This is a genomic window from Dactylosporangium salmoneum, assembly GCF_039532525.1.
GTDB classification, from domain to species: Bacteria; Actinomycetota; Actinomycetes; order Mycobacteriales; family Micromonosporaceae; genus Dactylosporangium; species Dactylosporangium salmoneum.
Window position 1 is genome coordinate 515 of sequence record NZ_BAAARV010000045.1, and the last position, 15387, is coordinate 15901.

Annotated in this window: 16 protein-coding genes; 9 read left to right on the top strand and 7 right to left on the bottom strand. The window is 72.1% G+C overall.

Annotated features, from left to right (window positions below; all coding sequences use genetic code 11):
• Together recQ and ABD352_RS25990 are read right to left on the bottom strand one after the other, a co-directional pair.
• Positions 1-1946, bottom strand: a 1946-nt coding sequence (gene recQ / locus ABD352_RS25985) for a DNA helicase RecQ (RefSeq protein WP_344615093.1), incomplete at its 3' end; no start/stop codon positions are given.
• 98 nt (positions 1947-2044) lie between these two features.
• Positions 2045-2401 carry a YciI family protein gene (locus ABD352_RS25990; RefSeq protein WP_344615094.1) on the bottom strand — a complete coding sequence of 119 codons (357 nt, stop codon included), beginning with the start codon at positions 2399-2401 and terminating at the stop codon, positions 2045-2047.
• Positions 2402-2484: 83 nt separating this feature from the next.
• Between ABD352_RS25990 and ABD352_RS25995 the strand changes: the two genes are divergently transcribed.
• Entirely contained in the window at positions 2485-3411 is a 927-nt protein-coding gene (locus ABD352_RS25995; protein ID WP_344615095.1) for an RNA polymerase subunit sigma-70, read from the top strand.
• Here the strand turns inward: ABD352_RS25995 and ABD352_RS26000 are convergent.
• Positions 3397-4398 carry a hypothetical protein gene (locus ABD352_RS26000; RefSeq protein ID WP_344615096.1) on the bottom strand — a complete coding sequence of 334 codons (1002 nt, stop codon included), beginning with the start codon at positions 4396-4398 and terminating at the stop codon, positions 3397-3399. The two genes, ABD352_RS25995 and ABD352_RS26000, sit on opposite strands and share 15 nt — an antisense overlap.
• Positions 4399-4507: 109 nt before the next feature.
• Here ABD352_RS26000 and ABD352_RS26005 point away from each other — a divergent pair, with 109 nt between their 5' ends.
• The 5 genes from ABD352_RS26005 to ABD352_RS26025 all read left to right on the top strand — a co-directional run bounded on the left by ABD352_RS26005 (position 4508) and on the right by ABD352_RS26025 (position 8437).
• A complete protein-coding gene (locus tag ABD352_RS26005; RefSeq protein WP_344615097.1) occupies positions 4508-5071 on the top strand; it encodes a hypothetical protein in 564 nt (187 codons plus the stop codon).
• Between the two features lie 80 nt (positions 5072-5151).
• Entirely contained in the window at positions 5152-5772 is a 621-nt protein-coding gene (locus tag ABD352_RS26010) for a hypothetical protein (protein WP_344615098.1), read from the top strand.
• Between the two features lie 135 nt (positions 5773-5907).
• On the top strand, positions 5908-6507 hold the full coding sequence (locus tag ABD352_RS26015; RefSeq protein ID WP_344615099.1) for a PadR family transcriptional regulator: 600 nt from the start codon (positions 5908-5910) through the stop codon (positions 6505-6507).
• A gap of 144 nt (positions 6508-6651) precedes the next feature.
• On the top strand, positions 6652-7596 hold the full coding sequence (locus tag ABD352_RS26020; RefSeq protein WP_344615100.1) for an ABC transporter ATP-binding protein: 945 nt from the start codon (positions 6652-6654) through the stop codon (positions 7594-7596).
• A gap of 85 nt (positions 7597-7681) precedes the next feature.
• Positions 7682-8437 (top strand): ABC transporter permease, encoded by a 756-nt coding sequence (locus ABD352_RS26025; RefSeq protein ID WP_344615101.1) that lies wholly within the window; start codon positions 7682-7684, stop codon positions 8435-8437.
• Here the strand turns inward: ABD352_RS26025 and ABD352_RS26030 are convergent.
• On the bottom strand, positions 8434-9045 hold the full coding sequence (locus ABD352_RS26030; RefSeq protein WP_344615102.1) for an NAD(P)-dependent oxidoreductase: 612 nt from the start codon (positions 9043-9045) through the stop codon (positions 8434-8436). The two genes, ABD352_RS26025 and ABD352_RS26030, sit on opposite strands and share 4 nt — an antisense overlap.
• A 68-nt stretch (positions 9046-9113) precedes the next feature.
• Between ABD352_RS26030 and ABD352_RS26035 the strand changes: the two genes are divergently transcribed.
• Both ABD352_RS26035 and ABD352_RS26040 read left to right on the top strand, forming a co-directional pair.
• Positions 9114-9485 carry a winged helix-turn-helix transcriptional regulator gene (locus ABD352_RS26035; protein WP_344615103.1) on the top strand — a complete coding sequence of 124 codons (372 nt, stop codon included), beginning with the start codon at positions 9114-9116 and terminating at the stop codon, positions 9483-9485.
• Positions 9482-10282, top strand: coding sequence for an SGNH/GDSL hydrolase family protein (locus ABD352_RS26040; RefSeq protein ID WP_344615104.1), 801 nt, complete (start codon positions 9482-9484; stop codon positions 10280-10282). The genes ABD352_RS26035 and ABD352_RS26040 overlap by 4 nt, the downstream gene beginning before the upstream one ends.
• Before the next feature lie 83 nt (positions 10283-10365).
• Here the strand turns inward: ABD352_RS26040 and ABD352_RS26045 are convergent, their stop codons facing one another.
• From ABD352_RS26045 to ABD352_RS26055, 3 genes are read right to left on the bottom strand one after another with little or no spacing between them, the layout of a single operon-like run.
• The gene (locus ABD352_RS26045; RefSeq protein WP_344615105.1) at positions 10366-11271 is read right to left on the bottom strand and encodes an NADP-dependent oxidoreductase; all 906 of its coding nucleotides are present in this window, start codon (positions 11269-11271) and stop codon (positions 10366-10368) included.
• A 13-nt stretch (positions 11272-11284) separates the two neighbouring features.
• Complete coding sequence (locus ABD352_RS26050) at positions 11285-13138, bottom strand: class I SAM-dependent methyltransferase (RefSeq protein WP_344615106.1); 1854 nt, start codon at positions 13136-13138, stop codon at positions 11285-11287.
• Between the two features lies 1 nt (position 13139).
• Positions 13140-13448, bottom strand: coding sequence for an antibiotic biosynthesis monooxygenase family protein (locus tag ABD352_RS26055; protein ID WP_344615107.1), 309 nt, complete (start codon positions 13446-13448; stop codon positions 13140-13142).
• Between the two features lie 97 nt (positions 13449-13545).
• Here ABD352_RS26055 and tyrS point away from each other — a divergent pair, with 97 nt between their 5' ends.
• Complete coding sequence (tyrS, locus tag ABD352_RS26060; RefSeq protein ID WP_344615108.1) at positions 13546-14814, top strand: tyrosine--tRNA ligase; 1269 nt, start codon at positions 13546-13548, stop codon at positions 14812-14814.
• Positions 14815-15387: the final 573 nt, after the last annotated feature.

Genomic DNA, 15387 nt, shown 5'->3' on the forward strand with positions numbered 1-15387 from the left:
GCCCGGGGAGATGGCGAGCGGGGCGCCGGAGCGGGCGATGGCGAGCGCGGTGCCGGCGCGACCGCCGGAGCGGGCGGGGTGGGCGAGGCCGGCGCCGGGGCCGGCGGCGGCGCATCCGAGCCGGGGCCCAGCTCGGCCAGGGCGGCGAGGATCTCGTTGCCGAACTTGGCCAGCTTGTTCTCCCCGACGCCGTTGACCCGGGCCAGGTCGGACAGGGTGCGGGGGCGGTCGGCGGCGATCTGGCGCAGCGTCGCGTCGTGGAAGATGACGTAGGCCGGCATGCCCTGGGCCTTGGCCGTCGTGGCGCGCCACGCGCGCAGGTGCTCGAAGACCGGCAACGTCTCCGGCGAGAGGTCGGCGCCGGCCTGGGCGTCGCGGCGGGCGGTCTTGGCCGCCTTCGCCGCGGAGATGGGGCGGTCAGGCTCACGGCGGAGCATGACCTGCCGGCGGCGGGCCAGCACGTCGGCGCTGCTGTCGGTCAGCACGAGCGTGCCGTAGTCGCCCTCGACGTTCAGCAGTCTCTGGGCAAGCAGCTGGCGCACGACCGTGCGCCACTCGGTGTCCCGCAGGTCGGCGCCGATGCCGAAGACCGAGAGTTCGTCGTGGTGCCACTGCACGACCTTGTCGGTCTTCTTGCCGAGCAGGATGTCGATGCACTGGCCGGCGCCGAACTTCTGGTTGCGCTCGCGCTGCAGCCGCAGGATGGTCGAGAGCAGCTTCTGGGCGGCCACCGTGCCGTCCCAGGACTCGGGCGGGGCCAGGCACGTGTCGCAGTTGTCGCAGCCGCCGGTCTGCTCCTGGCCGAAATACGCCAGCAGCTGACCCCGCCGGCACTCGACCGTCTCGCACAGGGCGAGCATCGCGTCGAGGTGCTGGGAGAGGTTGCGGCGGTGGGCGGCGTCGCCCTCGGAGGTGTCGATCATCTTGCGCTGCTGCACGACGTCCTGCAGGCCGTAGGCGAGCCAGGCGGTGGAGGGCTCGCCGTCGCGGCCCGCGCGGCCGGTCTCCTGGTAGTAGCCCTCGATCGACTTGGGCAGGTCGAGGTGGGCGACGAAGCGCACGTCGGGCTTGTCGATGCCCATGCCGAACGCGATCGTGGCCACCATGACCAGGCCGTCCTCGCGCAGGAAGCGGTTCTGGTGCTCGGCGCGGGTCTGGGCGTCCAGTCCGGCGTGGTACGGCAGCGCCGGCACCCCGCTGTCCTTGAGGAACTCGGCGACCTTCTCCACGGAGTTGCGGGACAGGCAGTAGACGATCCCGGCGTCGCCGCGGTGCTCGCGGCGCAGGAAGTCCAGCAGCTGGCGCCGCGGGTCCTGCTTGGCCACGATGCGGTACTGGATGTTGGGCCGGTCGAAGCTCGACACGAAGTGCCTGGCGTCGGTGAGGCCGAGCCGGGTGGCGATCTCCTTGTGCGTCGCGGTGGTCGCGGTCGCCGTCAGCGCGATGCGCGGCACGTCGGGCCACCGCTCGTGCAGCATCGACAGGTTGAGGTAGTCGGGGCGGAAGTCGTGGCCCCACTGCGAGACGCAGTGCGCCTCGTCGATCGCGAAGAGCGCGATGCGGCCCCGCTCCAGCAGGCGCATGGTGGCGGCCGAGGCGAGCGCCTCCGGGGCCAGATACAGCAGGTCGAGCTCCCCGCCGGCGAACTGCGCCTCGACCGTGCGGCGCATGTCGTAGTCGAGCGTGGAGTTGATGAACCCCGCCTGCACCCCCAGCTCGCGCAGGGTGTCGACCTGGTTCTGCATGAGCGCGATGAGCGGCGAGATGACGACCGCGGTGCCCGGCCGCACGATCGCCGGGATCTGGTAGCACAGCGACTTGCCGCCGCCGGTGGGCATGAGGACCAGGGCGTCGCCGCCGCCGATCACGTGCTCGATGATCTCGCCCTGGCTGCCCCGAAACTCGTCGTAGCCGAACACCCGGCGTAACACATCGAGCGAACTCATCCCGCTATCCACGGCGGCTATCCTACGGACTCCCACCGACAGAACCGGGATGACCGATCCGGTCGGTGACGGATCGGCCATCCCATGGGCACGCAGGGTTACGCCTCCTGTGTGTGGATGATCGGGCGTACCTCGATCGCGTTCCACTTGGCGTCGGGGATCATGGCCGCCAGCTCCAGTGCCCGCTCCTTCGTCGCCGTCTCGACGAAGTAGAAGCCGGCCAGGAACTCCTTCGCCTCGACGTACGGCCCGTCGGTCACCGTCTGCGCGCCGGACCGCACCCGCACCACGGCGCTCTCCTCGACCGGCCCGAGCGCGTCGGTGCGGATCATCTCGCCGCTCTCGGTGATGGTCTTGATGAACGTCTCGTGCCCGGCCATCACCTCGTCGATGTCGGCCTGGGTCAGGGTCGCCCACACGTCGGGGTTCATGTTGATCAGCAGCAGGTACTTCATCCTCAGCTCCTCGTTCGGGTCGCGGTTCACCAGGTGGTCGGAGCCGCCCGGCTCATCTCTACACGACTCGGTACGTTGGGGCCGTGGACTTCCAGGAGCTGTTCGACCGGCACCGGCGGGAGCTGCACGTGCACTGCTACCGCATGCTCGCCTCGTTCGCCGACGCCGACGACGCGGTGCAGGAGACGTTCCTGCGCGCGTGGCGGCACCACGACGACTTCGAGCCCGGGACGAATGCGCGCGCGTGGCTGTACCGCATCGCCACCAACGCCTGCCTGGACGCCATCCGCCGCAGCAATCGCCGCCCGCCCGCCGCCGGCGCCGAGGTCTCCTGGCTGCAGCCCTATCCCGACCAGCTCCTCGACCAGGTCGCGCCGGCCGAGGACGAGCCCGACGCCGTGGTGGTGGCGCGGGAGACGATCGAGCTGGCCTACCTCACCACGATCCAGCTGCTGCCGGCCCGCCAGCGCGCGGTGCTGCTGCTGCGCGACGTGCTGGACTGGTCGGCCGCGGAGACCGCCGAGGCGCTGGAGCTGACCGTCCCGGCGGCCAACAGCGCCCTGCAGCGGGCCCGGGCGACGCTCAAGTCGGCCCCGGAGCGGGACCGCATGCCGAGCGCGCCCACCGGCGAGGAGCGGGAGCTGCTGGCCCGGCTCATCGCCGCGCACGACAGCGCCGACGTCGGCGCGACGGTCGCCCTGCTGCGCGAGGACGTGCGGGTCACCATGCCGCCGCTGCCGATGGAGTACCGCGGGCTGGCCGAGTTCCTCCCGCTGCTGCACCGGGCGTTCGACGGGATGGGGGAGTGGCGCCTCGTGCCGACCGCGGCCAACCGCACCCCGGCCGCCGCCAGCTACCTGCGCGCGCCCGGCGACAGCGAGTTCCGGGCGTTCAAGCTCGACGTGATCAGGATGGACGCCGGGCGGGTCGCCGAGTTCACCACCTTCGACGCCGCGCTGTTCCCGCAGTTCGATCTTCCAGTGGTACTGCGGGATTCACAGCTTCGTTGACGCGGGCAACGGCAGCGCCTTGGTGAGCTTGGTGACGGCGGCGGCGGCCTTGGCGAACTGCGTGCCGTCCGGGTGCACCGTCAGCACGGCGACGATGTACCGGTCGTCCTCGCCGACGGTGCCCGTGGTGTGCAGCACCTCGCCCACCATGTCGGGCTTGTTGGGCGAGGCCGCGGGGACGAAGGCGGGCTTGGCCGCCGACGCCAGGTCCGCGCCCGCGACACAGGGCGTGGCGGGGTCGTCGCCGAAGCCCGACCATCCCTGCTTGGCCGCGCGCGGCTGCTTGAACGTGCTGGGGATGCCGAACGACTGGTCGTAGTGGTCCGTCCCGCACTTCGTCGTCTGGTGCAGGTTGTCGATGACGAACTCGCGGACCGGCTCCGGGGCCTTGTCCAGGATGTACTGGTACACCCGGACCAGATCGGCGGCGCTGACGGCCGTGTAGCCCCAGTACCCCGGCTGGCTGACGGGCGGCGGCGCGGTGTCCTGCAGCCCGAGCCGCTGCACCATGCGGGTCACGATGTCGCCCTGGCCGTCGGCCTTCCAGAAGGCGGTCGCGGCCGCGTCGTCGCTGGAGCGCAGCATGATCTCCAGCTTCGGCTGGTCGGCGGGCGGCACGGAGTACGACGGCCCCTTGTCCCAGAAGTAGTCGAGCGCGATGAGCAGCTTCACCAGCGACGCCGACCGGAAGCGCCAGCTGCCCTTCTGCTGCAGCACGTACTGCCCGGCCTGCCGGTCGTAGATCACGATCCCGGCGGTGACCCCGGCCGGCACGGGCACCGCCGTGGCCGACGGCGTCGCCGCCGTGCCCAGGCCCGCGTCGGCCGGCGCCGAGGCGGAGCCGGAGCCGGCCGAGGCCGGTGGCCCCGATGCGAAGTTGCTGTCCGCGGCCGGGGTCCCGGCCGGGTCGCCGCAGGCCGCGAGGCCGAGCGCGACGACGGCGGACGTGGCCAGCAGCAGGAGCCGGGGGTAGATCGCACTGCGCATGCCTCATCGTGACCGCCCGGGGCGGCCGGAGACAAACACGTGCTCGGGGCGTCGCTCGCGCGGGGCCGACGCCCGCTGGGACGTCCGGCCGTCAACGTAGCCTGGAGCTGTGCGGGGGCGCGGCTGGTGGTTGTTCCTCGCCGCCGCGGTTCCGGTCGGGCTGCCGCTGCTCGGGCGGTGGTGGGCCGGGCTGGCCTTCGCAGGCCTCGCCGCGGCCGCGATCGGACCCCTCTTCCTCGCCCAGTGGTGGGCGCGGCGGCGTCAGCGCGCTTTGCTCGCGAGCGGCGCCGAGCGCTGGCTCTGCCACGTCCCGCTGCACCGCGCCGCGTTGATCTGGGAGCTCGGCGCCGGTTTCGCGCTGCTGTTCGGCGGCGGTGTGCCGGTGTATGCCGAGGCCGGCCCGGGCGGGCTCACGCTCCGGCTGCGCCGCCCGGCGCCCAGCCGCCACCCGCCGGTCGTCGTGCTGTGGCGGGACATCGCCGCCGTGCGCGCCGCGCCGGCCGGGCGCCTCACCGACTGGGGCCGGGTCGCGCTGCTGCCACTGACCGTCATCTCGCTCGACCTGCCCGACGACATCGGCGGCCCATTGATCCTCACCGCGCACGAGGCCGGCGGGCTGGTCGAGTCGGTGACGGCGCACAAGATATCGGAGACGACCGGACACCGTGGGTGAAACGACGCAGGGGTGACGGAGTCGGCACACTGCGTGGCTCAGTTGCGCCGGTTTCTGCCGGTTCCGTACGGTGGACTCCCATGGCGGAGTTGATCGAGGTTGGTATCTGGTACGAGGCCCGGCCGATCACGGTTGACCAGGGCGTCGACCGTTTCGAGGCACTGCGGCGGGGCGATGCGGCATGGGCTGTCGTCGATCGCGGCGTGGAGCGGTTCGAACGCGAGGTGCGCGCCGGCGTCGACGCCGGGCTGTGGGCGGAGCCGGTCGCCGGCGAGCCCACCCACGTCCTGCTCACCCTGCGCGGCGACGCGCCCACGGAGGCGCTGGACTTCATCCACAAGCTCGCCGACGAGTGTGAGCTGCTGTGCTTCCAGCGGCCGGGCCGCCACCAGCCGGCCGCGCTGTGGCAGCCGCGGCGGCTGCTGCGCGTGCCGGTGCCGCGCATGACGACCGAGGACGGCTCCCTGGCCCACCACCCGACCGGGGACGACATCCGCGACTTCATCGGCCGCCTGGACGAGGACAACACCGTGGCCGAGCTGTGGCGGGAGGACGGCTCCTCCATCAAGGTCGCCTTCGTGCCGGCCCAGCGCCGCTGGCGGGTCTCCACCACCGTGGGTGAGGAGACCAGCACGGAGCCGGAGCGGGAGGACCTGACCGGCGTCGCCGAGCGCTTCGAAGCCTTCGCCTCCGCCTTCTAGCCCTCCGCCTTCTAGCCCTTCGCCTTACTCGCGTCCTCGCCTTACTCGTGTCCTCGCTTTACTCGTGGACGAGTATTCTCCTATACTCGTCTGCGAGTACACGCATGCGAGTAGGCGGGGGAGGTGTACGGGGTGATGGCGAAGCGCCGCCGGGTCGGCAACCTGCTCGGGCTGCACGTGCTCGCGACGCTGTACGAGCGCCCCATGCACCCCTACGAGATCGCGGCGGAGATGCGGGGCCGCGGCAAGGAGCAGGACGTCAAGATCCAGTGGGGTTCGCTCTACACCGTGGTGCAGAACCTCGAGAAGCACGGCCTCGTCGAGGCGGCGCACACGGCCCGGGAAGGCCGGCGCCCCGAGCGGACCGTGTACCAGATCACCGACGCCGGCCGCGAGGAGACCGTCGACTGGCTGCGGGAGATCGTGGCCGCGCCGGAGCGGGAGTACCCGCGCCTGCGTTCCGGCCTCTCCGTGCTCGGCATCCTGCCGCCCGACGAGGCCGCCTACCTGCTGCGCAAGCGGCTGGACGTGCTCGTCCACCAGATCGCGGCCGAGGAGGCCAGTCTCGCCGCGTCCGCCGAGAAGGTCCCCCGGCTGTTCATCATCGAGGCCGAGTACGGGCTGGCGCTGCTGCGCGCCGAGGCGGACTGGCTGCGGGGACTCGTCGCCGAGATCGAGTCCGGGGAGCTCTCCGGAATGCAGATGTGGCGGCAGTACCACGAAGAGCACCAATAGAAGCGCCGGGCCGCGGTGCGGGAACACCACGGCCCGGCAACGACCTCGACCGATCCCGCGGGAACGGGTCCGGCCTCGGTGTCTGCAACGAACACCAGGATAGCGAACCCGCGGGCCCGGTCCGATCCGACCGGAGAACCCGTCATGACCGCTGCCGTGCTGGCACGCGACCTCGTCAAGTCGTATCCCAAGGGCGTGCGCGCCCTCGACCACCTCTCGCTGAGCGTCGAGCCCGGCGAGATCCTCGGCCTGCTCGGCCCCAACGGCGCCGGCAAGTCGACCACCGTCAAGATCCTCACCACGCTCGCCCGGGCCGACTCGGGCCGGGCCGAGGTCGTGGGCCACGACGTCGCCCGCGAGCCGGGCCGCGTGCGGGCCGCCATCGGCGTGGTGGCCCAGCGCTCGGGCCTCGACCCGGCCGCCACCGGCCGGGAGAACCTCACCCTGCAGGGCCACCTCTTCGGCCTGCGCGGCGCCGCCCTGCGCCGGCGGGTCGACGAACTGCTCGAGCGCTTCGACCTGGCCGAGGCGGCGGGGCGCCGTACCCGCGAATGGTCCGGCGGCATGCAGCGGCGCCTCGACGTGGCCATGGGGCTCGTCCACCGTCCCACCGTGCTCTTCCTCGACGAGCCGACCACCGGCCTGGACCCCGAGGGGCGGGCGGCGCTGTGGCGGGAGATCCGCGGCCTGGACGGCATGACCATCCTGCTCACCACCCACTACCTCGACGAGGCCGACCGCCTCGCCGACCGGCTCGTCATCGTCGACGGCGGGCGGGTCGTGGCCGAGGGGACGCCCGACCGGCTCAAGGGGGAGTTGCGCGGGGACGCCGTACACATCGAAGTCCTGGAATCTCTGGAAGGGCCGAAGGCCCGGACGGCGCTGTCCGGGCTCCCCGGCATGCGCGAGGTCACGCTGGACGGCAACCGCCTCTCCGCCCGGGCCGACGACGGGGCGGCCGCCGCGCCCGCCGCCCTCGCCGCGCTGGAGGCCGCCGGGATCAGGGTCGCCACGGTCACCGTCGCCCGCCCGAGCCTCGACGACGTGTACCTCAAGCACGCCGGCCGCCGGATGGAGGTGGCCGCATGAGCGGTCCGGAGCGAAGCGGAGGGGCCGCGATCAATGGACGCAGCCTCGGCTCTCGCCGGCACCGGAGCGAAGCGGAGGTGACGGCGTGAGCCTCGCGTATCTGACCGGACGGCGGCTGAAGGTCTTCATCCAGCAGCCCGCGTTCCTGGTCTTCACGATCATCCAGCCCGCGATCTGGCTCTTCCTCTTCGGCAACCTCTTCCGCAAGATCGTGGACCTTCCCGGCTTCGGCGGCGGCAGCTACCTCGCCTACCTCGTCCCCGGCGTCGTGGTGATGAGCGCCGTGTCGTCCAGCATGTGGTCGGGCATGGGCGTGCTGGAGGAGATCGACCGCGGCACGATGAACCGCTTCCTCACCACCCCGGCCCGCCGCGGCGCGATCCTCGACGCGGTGGTCATCGAGACGACGCTGAGCGTGACCGTGCAGTCGATCATCATCGTGCTGCTCGGCCTGGCCGCCGGCGCCCGGTACCCCCTCGGCGGCGTGCTCCTGCTCCTCGCCGCCTCGGCCCTGCTGGCGGTCGTGTTCAGCGCCCTGTCGAACACGGCCGGCATGTTGGTGCGGCAGCGCGAGTCCATCATCGGCATGAACACGCTGCTGTTGCTGCCCCTGACCTTCCTGTCCTCGGCGTTCGTGGCCCCCGGACTGATGCCGTCGTGGATGCGGACGATCGCGCGCGGCAACCCGGTGAACTGGGCCCTGGAGGTCTGCCGGTCGGCGCTGCTGGGCACGTACGACTGGCCCCGCACGCTGTCCTCCGGCGGCCTGCTGCTGGCCTTGGCGGCGGCGCTGGTGCTGTTGTCCGCCCGAACCTTCCGGTCCTACCAGCGCTCTGTCTAGGTTCCCGAGACGCCGATCTGCCGGCGGTGGTGCCGGCCTTCGGCGGCCTCGTCCAGGAGGGCGCAGGCCAGGGCGGCATAGGTCAGCGGACCTCCGAAGTTCCGGATTTCGTACCGCGTATCGCCCGGCTTCTCGACCAGCTCCATCGGGGGCGTGAGCAGCACCCAGTCGACCGGGCCCGCGTACCGCTCGAGCACGTCCAGCTCGTCGGCGCGGGCCCGGGAGAACGGCCGCCAATCGGCCGGGAACTCCGGCTCCTCGAAGACCGGGACGCCGTGCTCACCGGGCAGCGTCGTGGCGACGCCGACGAGCAGCAGGCGCGGTACCGCCGCCCGCTCCAACCCCTCGAGCAGCGCCCGCATCGCCGGCCCGTACGCGGCCGTGTCCAGCTCGGCGGCGTAGACCGCCACGATCGCCGCGTCGTGCCCGCGGGCGACCCGCTCGACGTCCGCGGCGCTGGTGGCGTCGCCGGGAACCGCCCCGGCGACGTCAGGATGTCTCGCCGGATCGCGGACCACCGGGGTCGCGTCGATCCCGCGTCGCTCGGCCTCGGCCAGCACCGCCCGGCCGGCCCGTCCACCCGCTCCGAACACCACAACATTCGTCATGCCGCGGACGGTAGAACGGGAGGCCCCGGTAACTGCAACGTAACCGAGGGCCGCGCTACGGTAAGCCGATGCTGGACCCCCTTCCGCAGGACCTCTTCGATCCGGCCTGTCCGTCGTCCGTGGTGCCGTTCCAGATCGGCGACAAGTGGGCGGGCATGGTGCTGGTGTGCCTGGCCGACGGTCCTCGCCGCTTCAGCGAGCTGCGCGTCCCGCTGCGCCGCGTCTCCGCCAAGGTCCTCACCGAGACCCTGCGCGCCCTGGAGCGCGACGGCATGATCACGCGGACGTCGTACCCCGGAATCCCACCCCACGTCGAGTACGCCATCACCGACCTCGGCCGCACCCTGTTCCCGGCCATGGAGGCCTGCCGCGCCTGGGCGGAGCAGCACCTTCCCGCCGTCGAGTCGGCCCGCGCGGCCTACGCGCTGCGCGAAGCATGATCCCGCGCACGTACCGCCGCTACGTCGCGATCGGCGACAGCACCACGGAGGGCATGGACGACCCGGACGGCCGCGGCGGCTACCGCGGCTGGGCGGACCGCTTCGCCGAGCACGTCGCCCGCGCTCAGGCCGACGGTGGGTCCGCCGCTCTCGAGTACGCCAACCTGGCCATCCGCGGCCGGACCACGGCCCGCATCCGGGCGGAGCAGCTGCAGCCGGCGCTCGACCTGCGCCCCGACCTCGCCACGGTGGTCGCCGGCATGAACGACATCATGCGCACGTCCTTCGACCTGGCCGCCGTGGCCCGCGACATCCACGCGATGCAGCACGCGCTGGTGGCCCAGGGCGCGACCGTCCTCACGTTCACCCTGCCCGACCCCGCCCCGGTCATGCCGATCGCCCGCCCGCTGCGGGGCCGGGTGCTCGCCCTGAACGACGAGATCCGCAAGGTCACCGCGGACAGCGGCGCGGTCCTGCTCGACCTGGGCGCGTACCCGGTCGCCTCCGACCCCCGCCTCTGGGGCGACGACCGCCTGCACGCCAACAGCGCGGGCCATGAACGCATCGGCGCCGCGCTCGCGTACACCCTGGGCCTCCCGGGCTTCGACGACTCCTGGGCCGCGGGGCTCCCACCGCCGGCCGTGCGCCGCCGCCACCAGGTCATCGCCGCCGAGCTCGCCTGGGTGCGCCGTCACATGCTGCCCTGGGCCGGCCGGCACCTGCTCGGCCGCTCGTCGGGCGACAACCGCGAGTGCAAGCGCGCCGTCCCGGCCCCGGTCGTCCTGCTCGACCCCTGACCTGGCGGCCCCGGTCGTCCTGCTCGACCCCTGACCTGGCGTCCGCGGTCACCCTGCGCGGGTGCCGTGCCGCGGTCCTTGGGTCAGACGGTGAGGATGATCTTGCCCCGCACGTGGCCGGACTCGCTCAGGTCGTGGGCGGCGGCGGCCTCGGCCAGCGGGAAGGTGCGCTCGACCGGCATCGTGAAGCGGCCCTCGGCGTACAGCGTGGCGGCCTCCAGCAGGGTCGGCCATGCCCGCCCCTCGGAGCCGTCCGTCACGCGGGCGCCGTGGCGGGGGGCGTCGAAGTCGGCGATGCTCACCACGTCGGCCGGGGTGGGGGTCAGCGTCACGAGCTCGGCGACGGCGCCGCGGCCCGCAGTGTCCAGGGCCGCGTCGATGCCGGCCGGGGCGATGGCGCGGACGCGGTCGGGCAGGCCGGGGCCGTAGGTCACCGGGATGGCGCCCAGCCCGCGGAGGAAGTCGTGGTTGCGCTCGCTGGCGGTGCCGATGACCGTGACACCGCGGGCGACCGCGAGCTGGACGGCGGCGATGCCGACGCCGCCGGCGGCGCCGTTGACCAGCAGGGTCCGGCCCTTCTCCACGGCGAGCAGGTCGAGCGCGCGGCCGGCCGTCTCGACCACGTTGGGCAGGCCGGCCGCCTCGGCGAACGGCATGCCCTCCGGCTTCGGCGCCCAGAAGCGCAGCACCGCCAGGTCGGCCGCCGCGCCGCCGACGGCCACCCCGAAGACCTCGTCGCCGACCGCGACGCCCTCGACCCCCTCGCCGACGGCGTCGACCACTCCGGCGACGTCGGAGTGCGGCACCACCGGCAGCCGGCTCGGGGTGGTGTCGCCGAAGGCCCCGCTGCGCACCTTCCAGTCGTACGGGTTGACGCCCACGGCCCGCACCGCGACGCGGATCTGGCCGGCCGAGGCCTGCGGCTCGGGCAGCTCGACCACCCGCAGGACGCTCGACGGCCCGTACTCGGAATACTGCAACGCCTTCAACGTCGTCTCCTCGTCAGGTGTTGAGCGGTCGGCGGGCGATCAGCAGGACGTGTGTGTCGGGCCAGGCGAGCGGTACACCGTCCAGTGTGGACAGCTCCGCGTACGGCCGGATGCGGTTGTCCACGATCCAGTCGTTGCGCCACGAGTGTGAGGCCGGGTCGACCTCGAAGCCGACGTCGGTCAGCAGGGACTTCCAGTCGGCGAACTCCAGGCCGCAGAACTGCTCGTGCGCCTCCGACAGCCAGTTGTCCGGATAGTCCTTGTGGGTGAGGAACTCCATGGCGTCGCCGAGCGCGATCTCGACGGCTCCGGGGTTGCCCGGCTCGGCCAGGTCCTTGTAGTCCAAGGGAAAGTGGAAGTCCGCGGCGAACCGGTCGAGGCGGGCCCGGGTGGGCAGCCCGGCGACCAGGGCGGCGATCTCGTCCCGCTCGAGCCCGTCCAGCGACGGCACCGCCGGGCCACCGGCAGTCGTCGCGCCGGGCGTGGGCGGGGCACCCTGCAGGGTGAGCCGAACGCGGCGGAGCCGGTCGTCGGGGCCGCAGACGTCGGAGTTGATCCAGACGCCGCCGGGGACGGTCTGGTCGTAGATGGCCCGCGCGAAGGCGCGCAGGGAGGCCATGCGGTCGCCGTACGACCAGATCTCGTGGGTCAGGGCGAAGGTCAGGGTCGTGTCGATCGAGCGGGGCGGGAAGACGGCCCCGCCCAGCACGTTGCGGCAGTAGAAGTAGACGTTGGGGTTGCTGAACCAGCCCTGGGCCTTGCGGTGCACGCACTCCTCGTAGAGGTGGCGGGCGACCTCGACGCCGATCAGGTCGCTCTCGCGCAGGGCCGGCTCGCGGTCGGCCAGGGCGAGCACCGCGCCGGCGCCGCAGCCGACGTCGACGATCCGGCCGGGGCGCACGTGGCTGCGGACCGTCTGCCACTTGCGCTCGGCGCTCGCCTCGAACGCCTCCGCGTAGGTGCGGTAGTCGCGGGTCGTGGTGAGCCCGCCCTCCTCGCCGACGACCGGGTCGTTGACCACCATCGCGACCTGCTCGTCGAGCCGATAGCGGTCGTACACGTCCACGGTCGCCGGGTGGGCCAGCTCCCGCCAGGCCGGATCGCCGGCGGCCAGGCGCAGGAGCACGTCCCACGGCCGAAAGGGAGGTGAGCCGGCGTCCCTGTGGCCAGCGGCGGTGTCGCCGTCGCCTGCGCTCGCGCCGGCCCGCCGGGCGTCGTGGCTGGCGGCGGTCTCGCCGTGGCCTCCGGGACTGCTCGCGCCGGCCGTCCGGGCGTCGTGGCTGGCGGCGGTCTCGCCGTGGCCTCCGGGACTGCTCGCGCTGGCCGTCCGGGCGTCGTGGCCGGCGGCGGTCTTGCCGTCGCCCCTGGCGTCGGCCGTCCGGGCGTCCGCTGGGCGAGACGCCGGGGCGCTCGGCGAGGCGAGTTCCGGGGCGCTCGGCGGGGCGAAGTCCGGGTCGGCCTCGACGAGGGCGATGGAGAAGCCCAGGGCCGAATAGAGCGTGGCGACCTCGGGCGTGGAGCAGGCGACCACCGTGTCGGCCGGGGTGAGGTGGTGGCCGAGGACCGACTCCACGCTCTTGAGCGTCACCTCGGCGAACCGGTCGGTGTGCGCCGCGTCGAAGACGGGGACGACCAGGGAGCGGAGGCCCTCCTCGACGCTGAACCGCTCGATGGCCGCCTCCCGGCGGTCGTAGGGGAGCGGGTTGCGCTTGGTGTTCTGGTGGTTGGCACTGGTCACCGCCCACACGATCGTGGTCGCGGTGTGCAGGTCCTCACCTGCGCCGTCCTCGACCAGACCGCGCAGGTAGACCGCCTGGAAGCGGGTCAGGAGGTGGTGCCGGCCGGGGAAGAGGACGAACCGGGCCATGTCAGGGCCGCGGGTCCGCGCGCTGGACGACCTCGAACTCCAGCAGGCTGGAGCCGGTCGCGACGGGCTTGGCGCGCTCGCCGGAGTGGGCCTCGCGGGCGGGGCCGTTGGCCCACGCCTGGAAGTGCTCCTCGGATTCCCACTTGGTGTAGACGAAGTATCGCGTCTCGCCGGCGGTCGGGCGGAGGAGCTCGAAGCCGAGGAAGCCGGGTGCGTCCTCGACCGCGCCGTGCCGGGCGCCGAAACGGCGCTCCAACTCAGGGCCGGCGCCCTCTGGGACCTCGATCGCGTTGATCTTCACGACTGCCATGACCCAACCCTAACGGCCGGGTATGACAAAACCCGGTCACCCGCGGGGACCGTAACGCGGTGGGGGCTGGCCGGGGGTGAGTGGAAGAATCGGCGCCATGACCGATGTCCTCGAAGACCTGCAGTGGCGCGGCCTCATCGCGCTCTCGACCGACCTCGACGAACTCCGCGCGGAGATGGCGAAGGGGCCGATCACCTATTACTGCGGCTTCGACCCCACGGCTCCCAGCCTGCACATCGGTAACCTCCTGCAGGTGCTCACCGTCCGGCGGCTGCAGCTGGCCGGGCACCGCCCGCTCGCCCTGGTCGGCGGCGCGACGGGGCTGATCGGCGACCCGCGGCCCTCGGCCGAGCGGCAGCTGAACTCGGCGGACACGGTCGCGGAGTGGGTCGAGCGGATCAAGCGGCACATCGAGCCGTACCTCGACTTCTCCGGCAGCAACGCGGCGCAGATCGTGAACAACTACGACTGGACCGCGCCGATGTCGGCGATCGACTTCCTGCGCGAGATCGGCAAGCACTTCCGGGTCAACAAGATGCTGACCAAGGACGCGGTGAGCGCGCGGCTGAACTCTGACGCCGGCATCAGCTACACGGAGTTCAGCTACCAGATCCTGCAGGGGATGGACTTCCTGGAGCTCTACCGGCGCTACGGCTGCAAGCTGCAGACCGGCGGCAGCGACCAGTGGGGCAACCTCACGGCCGGCACCGACCTGATTCATCGCGTGGAAGGTGTTTCGGTACATCTCCTGGCCACGCCACTACTGGTGAACTCCGCCGGGGAGAAGCTCGGCAAGTCCACCGGCGGCGGGAGCCTGTGGATGGACGCGGAGATGACCAGCCCATACGCGCTGTACCAGTACTTCGTGAACCTCGAGGACGCGCTGGTCGGCGGGCTGTTGCGCAAGCTCACCTTCCTCGAGCGCGAGGAGATCGAGGAGATCGAGAAGGAGAGCGCGGAGCGGCCTTCGGCGCGGATCGGGCAGCGGCGCCTCGCCGAGGAGATGACCAAGATCGTGCACGGGGCGGAGGAGACGGCGCAGGTGATCGCGGCGAGCCAGGCCCTGTTCGGGCGGGGTTCGCTCGGCGAGCTCACGGCGTCGACCCTTCGCGCGGCGCTGAGCGAGGCCGGTCTCGTCTCCGCCCCGGCCGGCTCCACGGTCGCCGACCTGTTCATCGCGGCGGGCCTCGCCTCCAGCCGCAACGAGGCGCGGCGGACGGTGGCCGAAGGCGGCGCGTACGTGAACAACGAGCGGGTCGGCGACGCCGAGGAGGTCGTGCCGGCCGAGCGTGCGCTGGCGGGCGGCCTGCTGGTGCTACGCAAGGGCAAGCGCACGTTCGCCGGGGTCGAGTTCGTCGCCGGGTGATTTGGCGGTCCCGCCGGGCGCGCTGTAGCTTGGACCCTCGCTACGGCGCCCGGCGCGGTCGTCATCACCAAAGAGAGTGATCGATTTGGTGGTGATCCCAAAGCCGGGTAACGTAGATGACCGGCAGGGAAACGGACGACATAGCGGAGCGCAAGACGCGCCGCGGCGGACGGCCTGTCGCAACCAAAGCGATCATCAAACCGGGTGACCGGCGAGTGATCGTGCCCGCAGAAACGTTCGGCGAACGCGATTTGGACGCCAGGCGCGAAGCGGGTAAGGTAGACGACCGGCAGGGAACACGGACGAGGCAAGCGGGTCGCGGAAGCGAGCCGCAGCGGACGTCCTGCCGATACCCTACGACACTCGACCGGGTAACCGGAAGAGTTGTCACGTGTCCGCAAACGGGACATAGTTCGCAAACGCGAACTTGACACCGCAAAACGGGCCTGCTAGACTAGATAAGAACGAAACGCCCCGGGCGGGCTGAGCCGGTAACGGTGAGGTTCGGCGGTGTGTGTTGGTTGTTTGAGAACTCAACAGGGTGCTTGTTAAGCCAGTGCCAAATGATTATTA